The following is a 20371-nucleotide window of genomic DNA, read 5'->3' on the forward strand; positions in this document are numbered from 1 at the left end:
GCGGTTGACGCTGGCAGCGTCGCTCAGTCGGGTGCGCAGCCCTTGAGGACCAGGCGGATAATGGTTTGGGCAGCGGCTTCGTAGTCGCTGTCATCGAGCTTGGCTTTGCCGGTGATCGTGGAGATCTGCCAGTCGAAATCGGCGTAGGTCTGGGTCGCGGCCCAGATGCTGAACATCAGGTGGTGAGGGTCGATGGGCGCGATCTGGCCACGGTCGATCCAGCCCTGGATGCAGTCGATATTATGCCGGGCCTGGGCATTGAGTTGCTCCACCAGGTCGGGGCTCAGGTGCGGTGCGCCGTGCATGATTTCGCTGGCGAAGACCTTCGAGGCAAACGGCAGTTCGCGCGAGATGCGGATCTTCGAGCGGATATAGCCACTGAGCACTTCACCGGGTACGCCATCGGCGTTGAACGGGGTCGAGGCCTGCAGAATCGGCTCGATAATGCTTTCCAGAACCTCGCGATAGAGGTTTTCCTTGGATTTGAAGTAGTAGTACACATTGGGCTTGGGCAGTCCGGCCTTGGCCGCGATATCGCTGGTCTTGGTGGCGGCGAAACCCTTGTCGGCAAACTCCTCGCTGGCTGCGCGCAGAATCAGTTCTTTGTTGCGTTCACGGATAGTGCTCATAAGCCGGGGAAATCCTTGCCTGTACGGGCGGTTGCCCATGGTAGCACCGGGCTTCTAGGGGGCTCAAGAATGCCTGGCGCCGGGGTTTTGATTAGAGTCCTACGCATCTGTCTTACTTCTGTCTGAGCGAAAAAGTCCGGGCGCTGAATGGGTGGCCGGCGCGTGGCTCACGCTCAGTGCCGCGACTGGGCCCAAGGGCAATGGGCTGGACGGTTTATGCAGAGCAACGGGGTGGACGTAAGTTGGGTCAGGCCGAGGGCGTCCTGGCGTCGCTGGCGTTTACCGACGGGGGCGCAAGGGGCAGGTCATGGCGGGTCGACGGTCGCGCGCTGAAGGCGCCATTGGTTCTGATCCAGAGCCTGGAAGGCGATGGGGGAGCGTGGCACGAACGGCGACCGTTCGTGCCAGCGATGTGGCTTAGAAGTGGAACTTGACCAGCAGGCTGGCGGTGTTCTGGTCGGTGTCGAAGTTCGGGCTGTCCTTGATCCCGTACTTGTTCTTCCAGTAGTCGTATTCGATACCGACATACAACTGCTTCTCGCCCCAGCTCATGGCCTTGCCCAGGTCGTACTTGATCTGCGGGTTGATGTGCAGGTTGGCCTGGTACGTGCCCTTGCGGGTCTGGTCGTTGTCGACCACCCAGTCGATAAAGCCGTCGATCAGGATGTCCGATTTGCCCACGGGCAGGGTGTAGGCCCAGACCGGGGTGATCTGCCAGACGCCATCACCGGCGCGGCTGCCTTCGGTCTGGCGCTGGTAGAAGTTCAGCTGGAAGTAGTCGAAACCGGGGATTGCCAGGTCGAAGCCCGGGCCGATCAGGTAGGACTCGTTGTCGCCTTCGCCGAACTCGTAGGTCATGGCCAGCAGCACATCCTTGATCGGGCCGAACTCCAGCTTCTGGTCGAAGATCTTGCCAAACGACAGGCGTGGGCTGAACTCGCCGTAGTAGGTGCTCGGGCCGACGTTACCGTCAGCCTTGCCGTTGTAGAAGATCCGGTCGACGAAGAAGAAGTTGTCGCCGTACTTCCAGGCATCGGCGTGCTCGAAGGTCACGGTCTGCTGGATCTGTGGATTGACTTCGAAGTTCTGGCCGTAGAGGTAGGTCAGGCTGTTGTTCTGCCATTGCAACCATTCGCCAGCCATGGCCTGGCTCCCCGTCAGCAGGCTGGCGGTCAGCATCAGGCTTGTGGTGATGCGCTTCATTCGGTGACTCCCAAAAGTAAGTGGTTCTGCCGGTTATCCGCAGGTTCGGTGCTCTGGTGTGGCACCTTTTCTTCGCTGTCAAAATCGTCCGATCGGTCAGCTTTGTTGCTTGTAGCAAGAGCTGAGCCAAGGCTTGGGTAAACCCTGAAAAGCCCGTTCACTTGTGCGCGGCACAGGCGGGTACGGGCTATTTGGGAAGGCCTTGGAGGCAGGCCGCAGCCACGGTAAGTTGGCTTGGCGGTCAACATTCATGGGGTCTGGGCCTGTGCGCCTGGCGCGAGCGGCCGCGGAGAATACTGGCTCGCGCGCAATGGCTCAAGTGCCCTGCAACGGAGCGCCCCTCGCAAAATTGGGGCAGGGGATGGCGGACCAGGAAAGGTTCTTTCCATTGTGGGCGGCCTGCGCTTGTCTTGCTGGGAGGCTGTTGCCCGACGAAACGTGCGTCGGGCAACAGCAGGCAGGCTTCAGTGCTGCTCGATGTGGCCGCTGAGGGCTGCACGCTCGGTGCCGCCGAGCACGTTGAACAGTAGGTTCAACGAGACTGCGCTGACGGTCGCCATGGCGATGCCGCTGTGGGTGATCGGGTCCATCCACTGGGGCAACTGGGCAAAGAACTCCGGACGCACCACGGGGATCAGGCCCATGCCGACACTGACTGCCACCAGCAGTTGGTTGCGCCGATCGCCAATATCGGCTTCCTGCAGGATCTTGATCCCGGTGGCCGCGACCATGCCGAACATGGCGATGGCTGCGCCGCCCAGTACCGCTGGCGGGATCGAGGCGACCAGGTAGGCGGCCTTGGGCAGCAGGCTGAGCACGATCAGGAAACCGCCGGCGACAATGGTCACCGAGCGGCAACGCACGCCAGTCATCTGCACCAGGCCAATGTTCTGGGCGAACGAGGAGTGGGTGAAAGTGTTGAAGAAACCGGCGAAGAACGAGGCTCCGGCGTCGCACAGCAGGCCGCGGCGGAGCATGCGCGGGGTGACTTCCTGGTCGGTGATCTTGCCCAGTGCGATAAACATGCCGGTGGACTCGACAAAGATGATCACTACCACCAGGCACATCGACAGGATGGGCGCGAGTTCAAAGGTCGGCATGCCGAAGTGCATGGGGGTCACCACCTGCAGCCACGGCGCCTGGGCCAGGCCGCTGAGATCGACCATGCCGATCATGCCCGACAGCAGGTAACCGATGGCCATGCCGATCAGTACCGAGATATTGACCCAGAAGCCACGCATAAAGCGGTTGATCAGCAGGATGGTCGCCAGGACCAGGGCGGCGACGGTCAGGTAGATGGGCGAGCCGAACTGCACCGCCGTGCTACCGCCGCCGGCCCAGTTGACCGCGACCGGGAAGAGCGAGAGGCCGATGGCGGTGATGACTGTGCCAGTGACCAGAGGGGGAAAGAAGCGCACGATCCTGGACATAAAGGGTGCGATCAGCATGCCGAAGAAGCCCGCGGCGATGGTTGCGCCAAAGATACCGGTCAGGCCGACGCCGGGCATGCCAGCCATGGCGACCATGCTGCCGACGGCGGCAAAGCTGGCGCCCATCATGACGGGCATGCGAATGCCGACAGGGCCGATGCCCAGTGACTGGACCACGGTCGCAATCCCGGCGACCAGCAGGTCGGCATTGATCAGAAAAGCGATTTCTTCACGGCTCAGGCCGGCGGCCTGGCCAATGATCAGAGGAACGGCAACGGCGCCTCCGTACATCAGCAGAACATGTTGCAGGCCTACCAGCAGCAACTGCAGAAAGGGCAGGCGCTCGATGGCGGGCGCGGCGCAAACGCGCGTTTCGGTTGATACGGACATGCAACACCTCGAATCTTTTTTATTCTTGTGATTAACCGCTGCGTCGTTGCGCACAGCTTTTTAACGGTGTGGCGTGGGCGACCGAAGCGCCGCTCGACTTGCGCCCCCGGGATAGTGTGATCCCCGGGGGCGCAAGTGGGTGTAGCCGGTGTCAGTTGGTGCGGGCTCCCTGGCTGATCCAGGTGCCGATCAGGTCACGTTCCTGCTGGGTCATCTGAGTGATGTTGCCCAGGGGCATGATCTGCGTGGTCACCGCCTGGGCCTGGATCCGCGCGGCCATCTGCTGGATCTGCTGCGGCGTATCGAACATCACGCCGCCGGGTGCCGCGCTGAACAGGGGGCTGGTCGGCGTGGCCGAATGGCACACCGCGCAGCGTTCCTGGATCACGCTATGGACCTTGTCGAATGCGTTGCTGGCCACGGCCGGGGCGCTCGCTGGGGTTTCGCCGGTAGCGGCTGCCTGAGGCTGGACAGCGGCAGGCTGTTTGGCGACATCCGGGTTGGTGGACATCGGCGTCGGGCCGGTGACATAAGCCAGGCAGATCATGCCCAGGGCTGCGACGGGCAGGGTCCAGGCGAACTTGTGGCTGTCGTGGCGGGTGTTGAAGTAGTGGCGTACCAGCACGGCCAGAACCGCGATACCGGCCAGGATCAGCCAGTTGTAGGCGCTGCCGTAGGTGCTCGGAAAGTGGTTGCTGATCATGATGAACAGCACCGGCAACGTGAAGTAGTTGTTGTGCCGCGAGCGCAGCAGGCCCTTGGCCGGCAGTGCCGGGTCCGGGGTGCGGTTCTCGGCGATGGCGGCCACCAGTGCACGCTGGGCTGGCATGATGATGCGGAACACGTTGCCAACCATGATGGTGCCGATGATCGCGCCGACATGCAGGTAGGCGCCACGACCGCTGAACACCTTGCTGAAGCCATAGGCGGCGGCAATCAACAGCACGAACAGGATAAAGCCCAGTAGCGCCGGGCGCTTGCCCAAGGCCGAATCGCAGAGGAAGTCGTAGACGAACCAGCCGGCGATCAACGAGGCGATACCGATGCCCACGCCTTCAGGGCCGGTCAGGCCACTGCCAGGGGCAACGAGGTAGAGCAGGGGGTTGGAGTAGAACACCACGCACAGCAGCGCGATCCCTGACATCCAGGTGAAGTAGGCTTCCCACTTAAACCAGTGCAGGTTTTCCGGCATGCTCGGCGGCGCCAGTTTGTATTTTTCCAGGTGGTAGATACCGCCACCGTGGATTGCCCACAAATCGCCGGCCAGGCCGTCTTTCGGGTTGACCCGATTGAGGTTGTTTTCCAGCCAGACGAAGTAGAACGAAGCGCCGATCCAGGCGACGCCAGTGATCATGTGAATCCAGCGCACGCTCAGATTCAGCCATTCCAACAGATGTGCTTCCACAGTCTTTACCTCTCACCCGTCTCTGCCGGGTCAGCAGAGATCGAGTCTTCTCTTATTGGTGGGGGGCGAGGATCAACAGCTCATCCTCTTGGAAAAAATGCTCATCGCAGTTGTTGCCAGTGCCACTGCGATCAACCACCAGGAAGTCATCCCGCTTTTCGATCGTCAGCACCGGGTGGTGCCAGACGCCGCGATGGTAATTAATGCCCTGCCTGCCATTACTGACAAAGGCGCGGACCAGACCCGATACAGGTGCATCGCCAACGGGCGCGACCACGATCAGAAAGGGATTGCCGAGCAGCGGGATAAACGCCTGGCTGCCCAGCGGATGGCGCTCCAGCATGCGAACGGTCAGCGGCATGTCCTGCGCGTCGGCGCGAAAGATGCTGATGATCGCCTTGTCGTCCGGCAAGGCGGTCTGCACCTCGGCCAAACGGTGGAAGCGCATGGTCGAACCGTTGTTGATCATGAAATGATCGCTGCCGTCGGTTTCGATCACGTCACCGAAAGGGGCGAAGGCTTCTTTACTCAGCGGTTCAATCGTCAATGTGCGCATGCTGTTCTTCTTGTCTTGGAATTCATGTGTGGCCGATAGGCGCGAGCACGCTCGCGCCTATCGAGTGGAACGTGAAGCGGGCGCTTACTTGGCGACTTTGCCGAGGATGCGCAGGCGGCTTACACCACCGTCCGGGAACAGGTTCAGGCGGATATGGGTGATCGGGCCCAGGTTGCGGATTTGCTCGGAGAAGGTGTGTTCTTCGTGCATTTCCAGTTTCTGGCTCGGCAGCAGTTCACGCCAGAACAGGCTCTGGGTTTCGATCTGGCTGTCGGTGCCGCCCTTGACGAAGGCGCCCTGGATCGAGCAGGTGTCCGGGTAGTTGCCCTTGAAGTGCAGGGTGTCGACGATGATTTTTTCGATCTCGCCCGGATGACCCAGCGCGACGATGACCCAGTCGTTGCCCGGCGTGCGGCGGCGTGCGGTTTCCCAGCCATCGCCCATGTTGATGCCACGGCCCGGGTTGAGGATGTTGCCCATGCGGCCGAAGTGCTCGTCGGAGCAGGCCAGCGCACGGCCGCCGTTCAGGGCGGCTGCCAGGTCGACCTGTTCGTTGTCGCCGACAGCCGACCAGTCACGGAACGGGATGCCGTAGACGCGCAGACGGGCTACGCCGCCATCCGGGAAGATATTGAAGCGCAGGTGGCTGAACGCCTGGTCGTTGCTGATCTCGTGATAGTGATGGCTGTTGCCTTGCAACTCGACGGCGGACAGCACTTCGACCCACTGGGTGTGCTCGGTAGGCTCGCCTTCAGCCAGGAAACAGGCTTCCAGGGAGGCCGATGGCGGGAAGTTGCCGGTGAAGAATGAGGTGTCGATATCCACGCCCTTGATCGAGCCGGGCACGCCCAGGCGGATCACGGCGCTGTCGAAACCTTCGAAGCGCTTGCGGCGTGACTCCCAGCCGTCCATCCACTTGCCGTTATCATCGAAAACGCCCTCCTTGAATACGGCCGGGGTCGGCTGGAACAGGCGGTTGGCGTCGGCAAACCAGTCATCGGTAACCGAGATGATCTTGGTGCCCAGGCGGGCGTCGGCCAGGTTGACGAACTTCTCGAAAGGTACGGCGTAAGCTTTCATTCTTCTTGTCTGCCTTGAATAAAGTGGCTGGGGATATTCGCCAGGCCCTGGGTCCGCTTGGCGTTATGCCGCGGACTCGGGCCAGGCGTGCTAGAGCTGCAGTAGTCGGAACAGGGCGATCTTGTTGATCTCTGCCAGCGCGCACTTGAACTCGGTTTCCACCGGGTTGTGGATGCGCGTTTCGAACGCGGCGAGGATCTGGTGCCGGTCGCTGCCTTTTACCGCCATGATGAAGGGAAACGCGAACTTGGCTTTGTAGGCCTCGTTCAGCTCGGTGAAGCGTTGGAACTCTTCGGCCGTGCATTGGTGAATACCGGCGCCAGCTTGTTCATTCGTGCTGGACTCGGTCAGTTGGCCCTGGATGGCAGCCTTGCCCGCCAGGTCCGGGTGAGCGTTGATCAACGCCAATTGGCTGGCGTGATCGGCGCTCAACAGGATGTCGCTCATGCGTTGGTGCAGGGTCTCGATCTCGTCGATCGAAGGGTCCTGGCCGAGGTCGAAGGCTTTCTCGGCGACCCATGGCGAATGTTCGTAGATGTCGGCGAAGGCCTCGACGAAGGCGTCACGGCTCAGGGTCGAGGGCTTGAGTGTCTTGAATGCGCTCATTTGCAGGTGCCTGCTTGAAAGGGGTGGGTCGCGTGCCAGTGGCGGGCGATATCGACGCGGCGGGCAAACCAGACCTGTTCGTGGCCCTTGGCGTATTCAAGGAACCGCTGCAGGGCCGCCAGGCGCGCCGGGCGGCCGATCAGCCGGCAATGCAAGCCGATGGACAGCATCTTCGGCGCCTCGGCGCCTTCGGCGTAGAGCACGTCGAACGCATCCTTGAGGTACTGGAAAAACTGCTCGCCGGTGTTGAAGCCCTGGACTTGGGTGAAGCGCATGTCGTTGGTGTCCAGGGTGTAGGGAATCACCAGGTGCGGCTTGCCGGTCGGGTTGTTCGGTTCCCAGTAGGGCAGGTCGTCGTCATAGGTGTCGCTGTCGTAGAGGAAACCGCCTTCTTCCATCACCAGCCGCCGGGTATTGGGGCCGGTGCGCCCGGTGTACCAGCCCAGCGGCCGTTCGCCGGTAAGTTCGGTGAGGATGCGGATGGCTTCGAGCATGTGCTCGCGCTCCTGGGCCTCGTCCATGTACTGATAGTCGATCCAGCGATAACCGTGGCTGCAGATCTCATGGCCGGCCTCGACCATGGCGCGGATCACGTCGGGATGGCGCTGGGCGGCCATGGCCACGGCAAAGACAGTCAGCGGGATGTCGAAGGTCTTGAACAGCTTGAGGATGCGCCACACGCCAGCGCGGCTACCATATTCGTAGAGCGACTCCATGCTCATGTTGCGAGCGCCCTGCAGGGGCTGCGCCGAAACCATTTCCGAGAGAAAGGCTTCCGATTCGTTGTCACCATGAAGGATGTTGCGTTCGCCGCCTTCTTCATAATTGAGCACGAAGGACAGGGCGATGCGGGCATTTCCCGGCCAGTGTGGATGAGGAGGGTTGTTGGCGTAACCGATCAGGTCGCGTGGATAGTCGCTCACTGCAGTCTTCCTTCTTGTTCGTGATAACGATTGCGTGGCGGCCGGAGAGCTCGGGGTGCGTCACAGCGATGGAGTGATTGTATACAAGTTTAATGTCGGTTTGTAAGCCTGAATTTTCGCATTTATTTTCTCCATTACGGCGATTTACCCCATTTTTGCTCTGGGATTGGCTGTGCAAGAAACCTGCCTGATTAGTCAGTTAATGGACTTTTGGTCGTTATAGCCTATGGCTTGAGGGTTTTTTAGACAGGAGCGTTCCGACGGATGGTTTTCAGAAAAAAGACGCTGATTATTGTGTACAATTTTTTATGAAAATGTCTTAATTGTTCATCCGCCGCGGATTTCCATGCCCTAAAAGGGGGCGGCGTTTCTTTTATCCACTGACACCGGGAGGCGCGAGGCCTGAATTGCCCCAGGGCAGGCAGGTACGCGAAATCAATGGGACGTTTGACTACGCATGTTTTGGATGCCGCACATGGCTGCCCCGGCAGCTCGATCAAGGTCGAGTTGTATCGGGTCGAAGGGACGCAACTCGAACGCGTTGCCACGGCGCTGACCAATAGCGATGGCCGTTGCGATGCGCCGTTGCTGCAGGGCGACGACTACCGTTCCGGGGTCTACCAGTTGCAGTTCCATGCCGGTGATTACTATCGCGCCCGTGGCGTGGCGCTGCCGGAGCAGGCCTTTCTCGATGTTGTGGTATTGCGCTTCGGGATCAGCGCCGAGCAGGACCACTACCACGTACCGCTACTGATTTCGCCCTACAGCTATTCGACCTACAGAGGAAGTTAGATTTCCCCCAAGAATCTGCGCATAAACTTCTTTGGTCTTTTGCCCGCTCACACTGCGGGCTTTTTTATGCCTGGGGAAAAGCGCGCGGGGGGGTAAAGGAGTGCGCGAAAAGATCGCGAGCAAGCTCGCGCCTACCTCAACGAGGAGTTGAAGTAGGGCGAGTGGGTAGAGGGGGAGGTCAGCGGCTCAGCAGCGAAGCGGCGCCGGCACCGCTGAACAGCCCGGCGCTGATGCGGTTGAACCAGCTCTGGCCCTTGCCGCTACGCAGGTAGCGCGCCGCGCCATGGGCACCCAGGCCGTAGGCCAGCTTGCAGAGCAGGTCGAGGACGGTCCAGGTGGCGATCATGATCAGCAACTGGCTGAGAAACGGCTGTTCGGCACTGAGAAACTGCGGCAGGAAGGCGGCGAAGAACAGAATGTCCTTCGGATTGCTTGCGCCCAGTACAAACGCGCGTCCGAACAGTGCCCGGAAACGTGGCACCGGAGGCGCCTCGGGGACTTCGGCAGCGCTGGCCGGTTGCCGCGATTGTTGCCAGCTTTGCCAAGCGAGGTAGAACAGGTACAGCGCGCCGACAATCTTCAGGGCGCTGAACAATTGTTCCGAGGCCAGCAGCAATGCCCCCAGACCCAACGCCGAAGCGCTCAGCAGGCAGATTGAGGCGAACACACCGCCCAGAAAAGCCGGATAGGAGCGGCGCAGGCCAAAATTGAGGCTGTTGCTGATCATCAACAACGACAGCGGTCCCGGGATCAGGATCACCACCAATGCTGCGCCACTGAACAACAGCCAGGTTTCCAGACTCATCATTTCCTCCATAAGTACAAAAGCCCCATCTACGCCGATGGGGCCGGTTGCTATCGCCGGTTCTACAGAAACACGAACTTGGCGATAAAAATGGCGCACAACACCCATAGGCTGACGGATATTTCCCGGTACTTGCCCGTGCCGGCCTTGAGCGCGACATAGGTGATAAAGCCCAGGGCGATGCCGTCGGCGACCGAGAAGGTCAGGGGCATCATGATGGCGGTGACAATCGCCGGAATGCTGTCGGTGGCCTCGTCCCATTCGATATGGGCCATGCTGCCCATCATCAGCATGGCCACGTAGATCAGTGCACCGGCCGTAGCATAGGCGGGAATCATGCCGGCCAGCGGGGCAAAGAACATCGCGGCGATAAACAGCAGGCCGACCACCACGGCGGTCAGCCCGGTACGCCCGCCTGCCGCCACGCCCGCGGCGCTTTCCACATAGCTGGTGACCGGCGGGACACCCACCAGGGCGCCGAATACGCTGGAGGCGCTGTCGGCTTTCATGGCTTTGGAGAGGTTGTCGATCCGTCCGTCGGCCTTGACCAGCCCGGCCCGCTGGGCGACGCCCATCAGGGTGCCGGCCGTGTCGAACATATGGACGAACAGGAAGGCCAGCACCACGCTGATCATGCTGATATTGAAGACCCCGGCGACATCCATTGCCAGCCACGTGGGGGCCAGGCTGGGTGGCGCGGAAAAGATGCCCTGGTATTCCACCAGCCCCAGGCCCCAGCCGGCGAGGGTCACGCTGATGATGCTGATCAGGATCGCGCCGAACACGCGGTGGTAGCTGAGTATGGCGATCATCAAAAAGCAGATGGCCGCCAGAAGCGGGCCGGGCTCATGCAACGAGCCGAGCTTGAGCAGCGTGGCGGGGCTGTCGACTACGATACCGGCGGTTTTCAGGCCGATCAGGCCGAGGAACAGGCCGACCCCGGCGCCCATGGCATGGCGCAGGCTGACCGGGATGCTTTGCAGCAGCCATTCGCGCACCCGGGAAAAGGTCAGGATCATGAACAGCACGCCGGAAACGAAGACCGCGCCCAGGGCTGTTTCCCAGTTGTAGCCCATGGTGCCGACCACGGTGTAGGTGAAGAACGCATTGAGGCCCATGCCGGGGGCCAGGCCCACGGGCCAGTTGGCATACAGCCCCATCAGCAGGCAACCCAGGGCGGCGGCGATGCAGGTGGCGACGAACGCGGCGCCGTGGTCGATACCGGCATCGGCCATGATATTGGGGTTGACGAAGATGATGTAGGCCATGGTGATAAAAGTGGTCAGGCCGGCGATCAGTTCGGTTTTGACCGTGGTGCCGTGCAGCGTGAGTTTGAACAGGCGTTCCAGCAGTCCGTTATGGGCAGGGGGCGCGAGGTCTAGGGGCGAGGCTTCGGATTTGCGACTTTGCACGGTGGTCACTCCTCAAGCGTTTTATTGTTATGGGCGAAGCCGCAGGCCAGGGTGGGGCGGTGGCGGTTCGAGGTAGCAGGGTGTGCTTTTTATTGACTGAAAAGTCAGGAACTGGCACGCAATGAATTATGCTTTTGTATACAGATAATGCAAATAATGTTTTATAAGTTGTGTGCGATTTTTTTGACGAAGTGCTTATAGCGGCCACGAGAGGGCCGCGCGTAACGTCATGACGCGTAGGAAGGGGTGTAGGAGGGGGGATCAGAGTGGGCGGTTTTCGCCGAGCGCCTGGTTGATTGCCAGCCAACCATTGACCGCCGTTTCGCCGGCTTGGGCGAACACCCGCTGTAGCAGCTTGACCTGCTCACGGCGCAAGGCCTGTTCCAGGCGTTGGCCTTCGGCGGTCAAGCCGAGCAGGCGTTTGCGTTTGTCGGTGTCCGGGGCAACGCTCTGTACCAGGTTCATTTCCATCAACTGGCGCAGGGGAATATTCAGCGCCTGCTTGCTCACGCCCAGCACGTTGAGCAATTCCTTGATGCTCAGTCCCGGGTAGCGGGCGATAAAAAACACGATGCGTTGGTGCACCCGGCTCAAACCCCTGCGCGCAAGCATTTCGTCGGCCTTGGCGGTGAACGCCTGATAGCCGAAGAAGAACGCCTCCATGGCGGCCTGCTGGGTGGTGGGATTTTTAAGGTCAAGCATATTGACGTATCTATGCCGGGCATCGTAATTTCGGTCAAGCAGTTTGACTTATTTTCCTTTATCTCCGCTACCGGTGACCTCCATGGCTTTCTCCGAACGTGTCTCCCGCCTGAAAAGTTCCTTGATTCGCGAAATTCTGGCTGCGGCGCAGCGTCCTGAAGTCATGTCGTTTGCCGGTGGCTTGCCCGCCGAAGCCATGCTGCCCAAGGTCGAGTGGGACGGCATGCCGGCCTCGATCAGCCAGTACGGGATGAGCGAAGGCGAACCGCAACTGCGCGAATTGCTCGCCACCGAAGCCCGCCAATTGGGTGTGCCCTGCGAAGCGAGCCAGGTCCTGGTCCTGAGCGGGTCGCAACAGGCCCTCGACCTGGCTGCCAAGCTGTACATCGACAAGGGCACCGAGATCATGCTCGAGGCGCCGACCTACCTGGCCGCCTTGCAGATCTTCCAATTGTTCGGCGCCGATTGCCTGACTTTCCAACTGCAGGCCGACGGTCCTGACCTGGCGGACTTGCGTGCTCGCCTGGAGAAACACAAGCCGGCCTTCATCTATCTGATCCCGACCTTCCAGAATCCTTCGGCGGTCCGCTACAGCGAAGCCAAGCGCGATGCCGTGGCGGCGTTGCTGGACGAGTTCGGCGTGACCCTGATCGAAGATGAACCCTACCGCGAGTTGACCTTCGATGGCGGCAGCGCGACGCCCATCGTCAAACGCTTGAAGAAGGCCAGTTGGATCTACACTGGCACCGTATCGAAAACCCTGCTGCCGGGCCTGCGCGTGGGCTATCTGATCGCCAGCCCGGATCTGTTCCCGCACCTGCTGCGTCTCAAGCAGTCGGCTGACCTGCACACCAACCGCATCGGTCAGTGGCAGGCCCAGCAGTGGATCGGTACCGAAAAATTCCGCAACCACCTGACCGAACTGCGCGACTTTTACCGTGTACGTCGCGATGCGTTCCAGCTGGCGCTGGAGAAACACTTTGGCGATCTGGCCGATTGGCAAGTGCCCCAAGGCGGGCTGTTCTTCTGGCTGACCCTCAAGCAGCCACTGGATACCCGGACCCTGCTCAAGCCGGCCCTGGAACAGAATGTCGCCTTTATGCCAGGCGAACCGTTCTTTGCCGAACCGGATCAGAACCCGGGCAGCCTGCGGCTGAACTTCAGCCATATCGATCCGGCGCGCCTGGACGAGGGGCTCAAGCGTCTGGCGGCCGTTGTCCGTCAAGCACAGGCTGCTGAAGCGGCTTGATAGAGGAGGGGGTCATGTACAAGGTTTATGGCGATTACCAGTCGGGGAACTGCTACAAGGTCAAGCTGATGCTGCATCTGCTTGGGCTGGAGTATCAGTGGGTGCCGATCAATATCCTCAACGGCGAAACCGAGACCCCCGAATTTCTGGCCAAGAACCCCAACGGCAAGGTGCCGGTACTCGAACTTGAAGACGGCACCTGCCTGTGGGAATCCAATGCGATTCTCAACTTCCTCGCCGATGGCAGTCAGTTCTTGCCCAGTGAGCCGCGTTTACGCACGCAGGTGCTGCAGTGGCAGTTTTTCGAGCAATACAGCCATGAGCCGTACATTGCCGTGGCGCGGTTTATCCAGTTTTACCTGGGGCTGCCGGCCGAACGACGGGCCGAGTACGAGAAGCTGCAAAAGCGCGGCTACAAGGCGCTGGACGTGATTGAGCAACAGCTCAAGCGCACGCCCTTCCTGGTGGGCGAGCAGTTCTCGATTGCCGATGTCGCCTTGTATGCCTATACCCATGTGGCACACGAGGGTGGCTTCGACCTGAGTCGCTACCCGGCCATTCAGGCGTGGCTGGCCAGGGTGGCCAGCCAGCCGGGTTATGTCGGCATGCTCGATTGAATAAAAAAACCGGCCTTGGGGCCGGTTTTTTTATGGGCGTTCGTGACGCCTCAGGCGTTGGCGAAGCGCGTGTCCAGGTAGTCGATGATCACCTTGGATTCGTACATCCAGGTGGTCTGGCCGTTTTCTTCGATGCGCAGGCACGGCACCTTGATCTTGCCACCCTGTTCGAGCAGGGTCTGGCGATCCTGTTCGTTATTCTTGGCGTCGCGCAGGGCCACGGGCACGTTCAGGCGGTGCAGGGTCCGGCGGGTCTTCACGCAGAACGGGCAGGCGTGGAACTGGTACAGGGTCAGATCCTTGGCCGCGTTGTCGACCTGGGCCTGGGCTTCGCCAGAGCGCTGTTGCTTGCGTGGGCGGGTGATGAAGTCGATGAAGATGATGAGTTGGCCCAGGCCGACTCGAAGCGCTTTGACGATCACGGTTACAGTCTCTTGCCATGAATGATGGGGTCGCAGCTTACCTGATTTCCCCGGGCGAAAAAAAACCGGCGATAAACGCCGGTTTCCTTGCGTTGCGAGCCTACTTGATCAGGCTGAGGAACTCGCTGCGGGTCGCTGCATTTTCGCGGAATTCGCCGAGCATCACCGAAGTGATCATGGACGAGTTCTGCTTTTCGACACCGCGCATCATCATGCACATGTGCTTGGCTTCGATCACCACGGCGACGCCCAGGGCGCCGGTCACCTGCTGGACCGCATCGGCGATCTGGCGGCTGAGGTTTTCCTGGATCTGCAGGCGGCGCGCATACATGTCGACGATACGTGCCACCTTGGACAGTCCCAGCACCTTGCCGCTAGGGATGTAGGCCACGTGCGCCTTGCCGATAAACGGCAGCAGGTGGTGTTCGCACAGCGAGTACAGCTCGATGTCCTTGACCAGGACCATTTCGCTGTTGTCGGAGCTGAACAGGGCGCCATTGGTGACTTCTTCCAGGGTCTGTTCATAGCCGCGGCACAGGTATTTCATAGCTTTGGCGGCACGCTTGGGCGTGTCGAGCAGGCCTTCGCGGGAGACGTCTTCGCCCAGTTGGCCAAGGATCGCGGTGTAATTCTGTTCCAGTGTCACAGGGGCTGATTCCATAAGGGTTTCAGTGGGGCACATTGTCTGTCTGTACCAATTTTGTACCAATTAGGCTGAGTGCCTGCTGGCCAGCGTCACCTCAGTCTGGGCTGAAGTTGTTGAGCCGGCCTCGGGGTCGACAGTCGTGCTTGCACGCCGAGGCCGAGCCAGTTGAGCGTGAACCCGAGTGTTCATGCCCGCCATTGGGGCGACATAGTAGCCCAGGTCCGCCGGCAGTTGTATGGCTGGCAGCCGGGGAACGTGCAAATCACCCCGGTTGCGGCGCTTGAAGTGGCTAGCACGCAGGCCGCAAAACCCCGTCTGGAGGTGGCATAAATGGAACACTCTGTTGGCGTGAGCGGGACGGACGGTGCTGCTGGTGGACGGTGCCATACGGTATGGTGGCGCCCCCTGGCGTCGGCGCGAAGCGAGCGCGTGTCGGCTTTTTTACCTGGTTGATACGGATGATCGACGATTTGCTGAAGTCTCTGCCGGCGCTGTTGTTGGCCGCATAGTTGGTCGCCAAGTGCTGCACCGCCGCGGCGCCCGGTGCCCATTGACCCAAGCTATGCCTTTGCTGGTGCGCTGCTCAAACCGGCTGACACTGAAGTGTTACTGGCCTTGACTGCTGCCTTGCTGCCGACGTCCATGCCGGCAATGTCCTGAGTGTGTCGCTGACTACTCGTCGCGGCCTTCCATCATCGTGCGTTTGAGCATCACGTAGACTGCACCGGTGCCACCATGCCGGGCCTGGCAGGAGGTGAAGCCCAGTACCTGGGCGTGCTGGCGCAACCAGGTGTTGACGTGGCTTTTGATCATGGGGCGCTTACCGTCCAGGCGCACAGCCTTGCCATGGGTCACACGTACGCAGCGAATCTCGAATTGGGTCGCTTCGGCCAAAAAGGCCCAGAGGGTTTCCCGGGCTTTCTCGACCGTCATGCCATGCAGGTCGAGGCTGCCTTCGAAGCTGATCTGGCCGAGCTTGAGCTTGCGCATCTGGCTTTCCTGGACGCCGTCGCGGGCCCAGTGCAAATCATCTTCCGGACCGACGTCGATGACGAACTGATCGGACAGGCCGTCGACGGTGGTCACATCGTCACGCACGGTCGCTGCCTGGCGCAGCTTGGCGATTTGTGCGCGGTCAGCCTTGGGTTTACCGGTGTCGGCGCGATCGTGCTTGATCGGCTTGACGCCGCGGATCTCGCTTTTGAATAGGGAAAAATCGTCGTCTTGCATGTCAGCCTCCGCGAAGGGCGGCTAGTTTACCCAAGTTGTCCGCGCAAGGGCGGACTCCTGGGCAATGGATGCGGGTCAGTCGCGCTTTTTCAGCAGGTGCGGGGCCATGTTCAGGTCGCGGGGACGGCGCATGCGACGTCGGCTCAGGCGCCAGAGCCAGACACCCAGGTACAGCAGCACCAGGCCTGCGACCAGTACGGCAGACGCGCCGGCCGGGTTGCTATTGAGCTCATCCACCGCCGGTGAATGGCCCAGCAGGCTGGCGACGCCGGCCAGGGTCAGGAGCACACCAACGGTGGCCAGCAGGGCCGAACAGGCTGCGCCTAAGCGCAAGCGCCAGTTGCTTGGGGTTTTGGGCCGCAAGCGACGAGCGTCAAATCCATCGGATATCTTCATTCCGATTTCCTCTATGGGTATCGGGCCTTCGACCGGAAGATCGACGGGTTGTTCCTGATGTGCGGCTTAAACGCTGGGAACGGGATGGGCGACCCTTGCGACCGCCCATCGATGCTGGCTCTAGAGCAGGTCGCGAGTCTGGGCGAGGGTGGCGAAGTTGTCGGCCATGATCGCCATTTCAGTTTGCTGGACCTGTTCAGCACTCAGCACGCCGCCTTTGTAGGGCAGGTCGCGAGTGGCGCAGGCGTCTTCCACCAGTGTGCAGCGAAAGCCCAGGTTCTTGGCCGCACGCACGGTGGTGCTGACACTGGAGTGGCTCATGAAGCCGCAGACGATCAAGTCCAGCGAGCCGATTTCCTGCAGGCGTTTTTCCAGGTCGGTGCCGTGGAAGGCGCTGGGCAGCAGTTTGCCGATCAGGGTTTCGTCGGCTTCAGGTTCCAGGCCGGGAATAAACTCGCCGCGCTCGCCCTGGGGGTCGAACAGGCCACCGACCGTGCCAAGGTGGCGCACATGTACCACGGGGCGGTTGGCGGCACGGGCGGCAGCCAGCAGTTGGGCGATGTTGGCAGCGGCGGCCTCGATACCGGTCAGGGCCAGTGGGCCGCTCAAATACTCTTTCTGGGCGTCGATGATCAACAGGGTCGCGTGGTTCGGATTGGCAGGCGCATAGCCACGGCCGCTGAGTTGAAACATCGTCTTTGGAACGGACATTCGGGGGCTCCTTCGGGTGGGGCTTTTACCGCATTGTCCTCTGGCTGAGCACTTATGTGAATCGCTACCGCCGTAAGCTGCGTGCTATTTGGCTTACAGCGATGTCAAGGGGGGCCGGCAAAGCCGCGAAAACCGCGAAAACCGTCGAAGCCGTTCACCGGTTCGGGGTTTTCACGGATCGTCGTGCGCCGCTTTGGCTGCTAGAATCGCCGGTCGATATTTCAGGAGTTCCACCCCGTGATCACTTCCCGCCTGCGCACCCTGCGCGACCATATCCGTTGGGCTGTCAGCCGTTTTCATGGGGAGGATCTGTTTTTCGGCCATGGGACCGACAATGCCTGGGACGAAGCCCGCCAACTGGTGCTTGGCGCCCTGCATCTGCCTTGGGAAATTGCTGACAGCTATCTCGATTGCCGTCTGGAAGACGATGAGCTGGTCCATCTGCAGCGGCTGCTGCGCCGGCGTATTGAGGACCGTGTGCCGACAGCCTACCTGTTGGGTGAGGCGTGGTTCTGCGGGCTGCCGTTTATCGTGGATGAGCGGGTGCTGGTCCCGCGTTCGCCCATCGGTGAATTGATCGAGAAACGCTTCGAACCCTGGCTGGGTACCGAGCCCGCGCGGATTCTCGATCTGTGCACTGGCTCCGGTTGTATCGGCATTGCCTGTGCCTACGAGTTCAAGGACGCCGAGGTGATCCTGGCCGACCTGTCCTTCGAGGCGCTGGAAGTGGCGAATCAGAATATCGAGCGCCATGGCCTTGAAGATCGGGTCTTTACGGTCCAAGGCGATGGTTTCGAGGGTTTGCCCGGCCAGCGTTTTGATCTGATCGTGTCAAATCCGCCGTATGTCGACGCCGAGGATTTCGCCGATATGCCCGCCGAGTACCAGCATGAGCCGGAGTTGGGGCTGGCCTGCGGGGATGATGGCCTGAACCTGGTACGCCGGATGCTGGCCGAAGCGGCGGACCACCTGACGCAGAAAGGGTTGCTGATTGTCGAAGTCGGTAATAGCCAGGTGCATGTCGAGGCGTTGTACCCGCAGGTCGACTTTGCGTGGCTGGAACTCGAGCGCGGTGGTCACGGGGTCTTTATGCTCACGGCCGAGCAATGCCGCGAGCACCAGGCACTCTTCGCGTCGAAAATTTAAACCACAGCTGCCAGCTGCCCCGCGCGCCCGGCAACTGGCCTTGCCCCGCACCGCTTAGCGGTGCGTTGCAATCCAGATCAATAGCCCGGCCTGAAACACCGAGAACGCCACCAGGCAGGTAATGGTGAAGCGCAGGCTGACATCTTCACGCTTGAACTTGGTGACCTTCTCCTCCTGTTTGCGCAGTTTGACTTCCTGCTCCAGGAGATTTTCCTCGGCTTGCTGGAGCATCTGCGCTGCTTCGAGAATCTCCACGAACTGCACTTTCTCGGTGTTCCAGCTTTCGAGCAGATCGCCGACCCGCACGTCTTCGTAGGTCGCCTTCATATGCTGTGCATCGGCATAGACTACGTCGAAACCCTGAATGCGCAGGAAGTGATCGCGGCGCAGGCGCGTGTCTTCGTTCAAACCGTCCTTGCTGGCCAGTGCTGCGCCGTCAATCTGATAGCGCGGCCAGTGCCTTTTCGCCCAGGCAATGCCCTGGGCGGCGAGGAAGCGTCCGAGCCCGCGGTTGGCGGGCTCGATCTGCAAGCTGCTGCTCTCGCCGAAATGCACCTTTTGCGTGGCGTGATCGGCCCAGATATCCAGGTGGTTCTGTTCCTTGCGCACGCGCTGGTTAGGCAGTTGGATGTTCATGCGCAGCAGGCTGAAATCCTTGTTGTTGCGCTCGGCGTAGCCGAACTGGACAAAACGCAGGGCGCGCGCGCCTGTGTTGCGATCCGTCGGCAACGGGGCCAGGCGCAGCATCTTGAAATGCTCGGGGTGGATGTCCGCCCACGGCAGGTTCAGTGCTTCGGGGGCTTGCGCCTCGGCCTCAGCCTCAGGGGTCGTTTCGGGTGCAGCTTGGCTATCGGTCATGAGGGCAAGGTCCTGTGCTTTTCCTGCTTGCGGGTAACATTTTCGTTACCAGCAATGACTTATCGGCAGCAATGGCCAGGACTGGAGGACAAAAAGTGGTTCAACGCCGGGGAAGTCCTGCAATAAAGTCGACAATTCGCGTTCCCAGCTCGCTGGCCAGGGGCCGCTGCGGGTCCTTGTAGGAGGCCAATTGTTGCGACAGGTCGCGGGGGACGATACGCAGCACATGGTTCATGCCCTCGATCAACGCCAATTCGGCGTCCGGCCTGGCGACCTTGAGGCGCTGGGCATCCTGAACGCTGACCTGGATATCGTTGCGACCCTGCACAATCAGCGCCGGGGCCTTCACCCGGGCAAAGGCTGCGGCCGGCTGCTGGCGAAACAGGCTGATCAGGTAGGGCTGCACGCTGGGGCGAAAGATGACCTGCAGCGCCGGAGGGACGTTGGCATCGGTGCGCCCGGCCACGAGGCTGTCGAGCAACTGCTCGCTACGCGGGACAAGCTCCGGCGGCAGGCGGTCGCGCAGTTGTTCGCGCAGTACCTGATCGATAGGGCGGGCACTGCCGGCAATCGAGATCAGGGCCGCCGGTTCCAGTGGCGCGGCGGCCAGGCTGGCGATCAGGGCGCCTTCACTGTGCCCCAGGAGGATTAGCGGACCGAAGCGCGGGTCCTGTTCCAGGCGCCGGCCCCAGGCCACGGCATCGGCGACATAGGCCTCGACACTCAGGTCACGTTCATCGGGCGCGGCGGCGAGGCTGGCGGCGACGCCACGTTTGTCGTAGCGCACGCTGGCAATGCCATTTTGGGCGAGCACCCAGGCCAGCCGCTTGAGGGCATCGTTGCGCCCGCCTTCAGGGTTGTTGCCATCGCGGTCGGTGGGGCCGGAGCCGGCGAGCATCAGGACCACCGGCACTGGCGTGGTACTTCTGGGCAGCAACAGCGAGCCGTGCAACACCCCATGGCCGGTGTCCAGGTCGATGGGGCGTTGCAGCACACTCGGCGTGGCGGCCTGGGCGCTGAGCGTGAAAAGGGTGAGAAGCAGGAGCAGAACACGCAACATCATCGGGCCATTATCGAGGAGATGCCGTTTGGACCGGGCGCGACGGCTAAGGTTCGAGGATGAACTCAGCGGTTAGCCTGCGTATACTGGCGCGCTGAATTGT

22 protein-coding genes are annotated in these 20371 nt (G+C 61.1%); 4 read left to right on the plus strand and 18 right to left on the minus strand.

The window, feature by feature from the left end; all coding sequences use genetic code 11:
• Positions 1–23 precede the first annotated feature (23 nt).
• The 8 genes from NPS46_RS23485 to puuE form a co-directional block, all read right to left on the minus strand.
• Positions 24–629, minus strand: coding sequence for a TetR/AcrR family transcriptional regulator (locus NPS46_RS23485; RefSeq protein WP_274111502.1), 606 nt, complete (start codon positions 627–629; stop codon positions 24–26).
• A gap of 417 nt (positions 630–1046) precedes the next feature.
• On the minus strand, positions 1047–1832 hold the full coding sequence (locus tag NPS46_RS23490) for an outer membrane protein OmpK (RefSeq protein WP_274111503.1): 786 nt from the start codon (positions 1830–1832) through the stop codon (positions 1047–1049).
• 464 nt (positions 1833–2296) lie between these two features.
• Complete coding sequence (locus NPS46_RS23495) at positions 2297–3652, minus strand: nucleobase:cation symporter-2 family protein (RefSeq protein WP_274111505.1); 1356 nt, start codon at positions 3650–3652, stop codon at positions 2297–2299.
• Between the two features lie 151 nt (positions 3653–3803).
• Positions 3804–5057 carry a urate hydroxylase PuuD gene (locus tag NPS46_RS23500; RefSeq protein WP_274111506.1) on the minus strand — a complete coding sequence of 418 codons (1254 nt, stop codon included), beginning with the start codon at positions 5055–5057 and terminating at the stop codon, positions 3804–3806.
• A 52-nt stretch (positions 5058–5109) separates the two neighbouring features.
• Positions 5110–5613: an ureidoglycolate lyase gene (locus NPS46_RS23505; protein ID WP_274111507.1), complete on the minus strand. Its 504-nt coding sequence runs from the start codon at positions 5611–5613 to the stop codon at positions 5110–5112.
• 84 nt (positions 5614–5697) lie between these two features.
• Positions 5698–6693 (minus strand): allantoicase, encoded by a 996-nt coding sequence (gene alc / locus NPS46_RS23510; RefSeq protein WP_274111508.1) that lies wholly within the window; start codon positions 6691–6693, stop codon positions 5698–5700.
• 90 nt (positions 6694–6783) lie between these two features.
• On the minus strand, positions 6784–7299 hold the full coding sequence (gene uraD, locus NPS46_RS23515; protein ID WP_274111509.1) for a 2-oxo-4-hydroxy-4-carboxy-5-ureidoimidazoline decarboxylase: 516 nt from the start codon (positions 7297–7299) through the stop codon (positions 6784–6786).
• The gene (puuE, locus tag NPS46_RS23520; protein WP_274111511.1) at positions 7296–8222 is read right to left on the minus strand and encodes an allantoinase PuuE; all 927 of its coding nucleotides are present in this window, start codon (positions 8220–8222) and stop codon (positions 7296–7298) included. Before puuE ends, uraD begins: the two co-directional genes overlap by 4 nt.
• 438 nt (positions 8223–8660) lie before the next feature.
• Here puuE and uraH point away from each other — a divergent pair, with 438 nt between their 5' ends.
• Positions 8661–9014, plus strand: coding sequence for a hydroxyisourate hydrolase (gene uraH, locus NPS46_RS23525; protein WP_274111513.1), 354 nt, complete (start codon positions 8661–8663; stop codon positions 9012–9014).
• 178 nt (positions 9015–9192) lie between these two features.
• Here the strand turns inward: uraH and NPS46_RS23530 are convergent, their stop codons facing one another.
• The 3 genes from NPS46_RS23530 to NPS46_RS23540 all read right to left on the minus strand — a co-directional run bounded on the left by NPS46_RS23530 (position 9193) and on the right by NPS46_RS23540 (position 11933).
• Positions 9193–9819, minus strand: a complete 627-nt coding sequence (locus NPS46_RS23530; protein WP_274111515.1) for a LysE family translocator — start codon at positions 9817–9819, stop codon at positions 9193–9195.
• Between the two features lie 62 nt (positions 9820–9881).
• Complete coding sequence (locus NPS46_RS23535; RefSeq protein WP_274111517.1) at positions 9882–11231, minus strand: NCS2 family permease; 1350 nt, start codon at positions 11229–11231, stop codon at positions 9882–9884.
• A 261-nt stretch (positions 11232–11492) separates the two neighbouring features.
• The gene (locus NPS46_RS23540) at positions 11493–11933 is read right to left on the minus strand and encodes a MarR family winged helix-turn-helix transcriptional regulator (RefSeq protein ID WP_274111519.1); all 441 of its coding nucleotides are present in this window, start codon (positions 11931–11933) and stop codon (positions 11493–11495) included.
• An 82-nt stretch (positions 11934–12015) separates the two neighbouring features.
• On the opposite strand from NPS46_RS23540, the gene NPS46_RS23545 reads away from it, so the two are divergent.
• Together NPS46_RS23545 and NPS46_RS23550 are read left to right on the plus strand one after the other, a co-directional pair.
• Complete coding sequence (locus NPS46_RS23545) at positions 12016–13182, plus strand: PLP-dependent aminotransferase family protein (RefSeq protein WP_274111521.1); 1167 nt, start codon at positions 12016–12018, stop codon at positions 13180–13182.
• A gap of 14 nt (positions 13183–13196) precedes the next feature.
• Complete coding sequence (locus NPS46_RS23550; protein WP_274111523.1) at positions 13197–13799, plus strand: glutathione S-transferase family protein; 603 nt, start codon at positions 13197–13199, stop codon at positions 13797–13799.
• 50 nt (positions 13800–13849) lie between these two features.
• Here NPS46_RS23550 and NPS46_RS23555 read toward each other — a convergent pair whose 3' ends face one another.
• From NPS46_RS23555 to NPS46_RS23575, 5 genes are all read right to left on the minus strand, one after another.
• A complete protein-coding gene (locus NPS46_RS23555) occupies positions 13850–14221 on the minus strand; it encodes a glutathione S-transferase N-terminal domain-containing protein (RefSeq protein WP_274111525.1) in 372 nt (123 codons plus the stop codon).
• Positions 14222–14321: 100 nt separating this feature from the next.
• A complete protein-coding gene (folE, locus tag NPS46_RS23560) occupies positions 14322–14867 on the minus strand; it encodes a GTP cyclohydrolase I FolE (protein WP_212760558.1) in 546 nt (181 codons plus the stop codon).
• 672 nt (positions 14868–15539) lie between these two features.
• Positions 15540–16097, minus strand: coding sequence for a Smr/MutS family protein (locus NPS46_RS23565; RefSeq protein WP_274111527.1), 558 nt, complete (start codon positions 16095–16097; stop codon positions 15540–15542).
• Positions 16098–16172: 75 nt separating this feature from the next.
• Entirely contained in the window at positions 16173–16493 is a 321-nt protein-coding gene (locus NPS46_RS23570) for a hypothetical protein (RefSeq protein WP_274111529.1), read from the minus strand.
• 120 nt (positions 16494–16613) lie between these two features.
• Positions 16614–17204, minus strand: coding sequence for a cysteine hydrolase family protein (locus NPS46_RS23575; protein WP_274111530.1), 591 nt, complete (start codon positions 17202–17204; stop codon positions 16614–16616).
• A gap of 237 nt (positions 17205–17441) precedes the next feature.
• Between NPS46_RS23575 and prmB the strand changes: the two genes are divergently transcribed.
• Entirely contained in the window at positions 17442–18350 is a 909-nt protein-coding gene (gene prmB, locus NPS46_RS23580; protein WP_274111533.1) for a 50S ribosomal protein L3 N(5)-glutamine methyltransferase, read from the plus strand.
• Positions 18351–18404: 54 nt separating this feature from the next.
• On the opposite strand, the gene NPS46_RS23585 is transcribed toward prmB, so the two are convergent.
• Entirely contained in the window at positions 18405–19208 is an 804-nt protein-coding gene (locus NPS46_RS23585) for a hypothetical protein (protein ID WP_274111535.1), read from the minus strand.
• A gap of 100 nt (positions 19209–19308) precedes the next feature.
• Positions 19309–20271: an alpha/beta hydrolase gene (locus NPS46_RS23590; RefSeq protein WP_274111537.1), complete on the minus strand. Its 963-nt coding sequence runs from the start codon at positions 20269–20271 to the stop codon at positions 19309–19311.
• Positions 20272–20371 lie beyond the last annotated feature (100 nt).

The organism is Pseudomonas putida (genome assembly GCF_028682395.1).
GTDB lineage: Bacteria > Pseudomonadota > Gammaproteobacteria > Pseudomonadales > Pseudomonadaceae > Aquipseudomonas > Aquipseudomonas putida_AB.

Bases quoted from the DNA above. Each gene is read 5' to 3' on its own strand.
- uraH (WP_274111513.1), top strand. From the start codon at position 8,661: ATGGGACGTTTGACTACGCATGTTTTGGATGCCGCACATGGCTGCCCC.
- NPS46_RS23545 (WP_274111521.1), top strand. From the start codon at position 12,016: ATGGCTTTCTCCGAACGTGTCTCCCGCCTGAAAAGTTCCTTGATTCGC.
- NPS46_RS23570 (WP_274111529.1), bottom strand. From the start codon at position 16,493: ATGAAGATATCCGATGGATTTGACGCTCGTCGCTTGCGGCCCAAAACC.
- NPS46_RS23495 (WP_274111505.1), bottom strand. From the start codon at position 3,652: ATGTCCGTATCAACCGAAACGCGCGTTTGCGCCGCGCCCGCCATCGAG.
- NPS46_RS23550 (WP_274111523.1), top strand. From the start codon at position 13,197: ATGTACAAGGTTTATGGCGATTACCAGTCGGGGAACTGCTACAAGGTC.
- NPS46_RS23590 (WP_274111537.1), bottom strand. From the start codon at position 20,271: ATGATGTTGCGTGTTCTGCTCCTGCTTCTCACCCTTTTCACGCTCAGC.
- alc (WP_274111508.1), bottom strand. From the start codon at position 6,693: ATGAAAGCTTACGCCGTACCTTTCGAGAAGTTCGTCAACCTGGCCGAC.
- NPS46_RS23490 (WP_274111503.1), bottom strand. From the start codon at position 1,832: ATGAAGCGCATCACCACAAGCCTGATGCTGACCGCCAGCCTGCTGACG.
- NPS46_RS23505 (WP_274111507.1), bottom strand. From the start codon at position 5,613: ATGCGCACATTGACGATTGAACCGCTGAGTAAAGAAGCCTTCGCCCCT.
- uraD (WP_274111509.1), bottom strand. From the start codon at position 7,299: ATGAGCGCATTCAAGACACTCAAGCCCTCGACCCTGAGCCGTGACGCC.
- NPS46_RS23485 (WP_274111502.1), bottom strand. From the start codon at position 629: ATGAGCACTATCCGTGAACGCAACAAAGAACTGATTCTGCGCGCAGCC.
- NPS46_RS23530 (WP_274111515.1), bottom strand. From the start codon at position 9,819: ATGAGTCTGGAAACCTGGCTGTTGTTCAGTGGCGCAGCATTGGTGGTG.
- NPS46_RS23585 (WP_274111535.1), bottom strand. From the start codon at position 19,208: ATGACCGATAGCCAAGCTGCACCCGAAACGACCCCTGAGGCTGAGGCC.
- NPS46_RS23565 (WP_274111527.1), bottom strand. From the start codon at position 16,097: ATGCAAGACGACGATTTTTCCCTATTCAAAAGCGAGATCCGCGGCGTC.
- NPS46_RS23540 (WP_274111519.1), bottom strand. From the start codon at position 11,933: ATGCTTGACCTTAAAAATCCCACCACCCAGCAGGCCGCCATGGAGGCG.
- NPS46_RS23575 (WP_274111530.1), bottom strand. From the start codon at position 17,204: ATGTCCGTTCCAAAGACGATGTTTCAACTCAGCGGCCGTGGCTATGCG.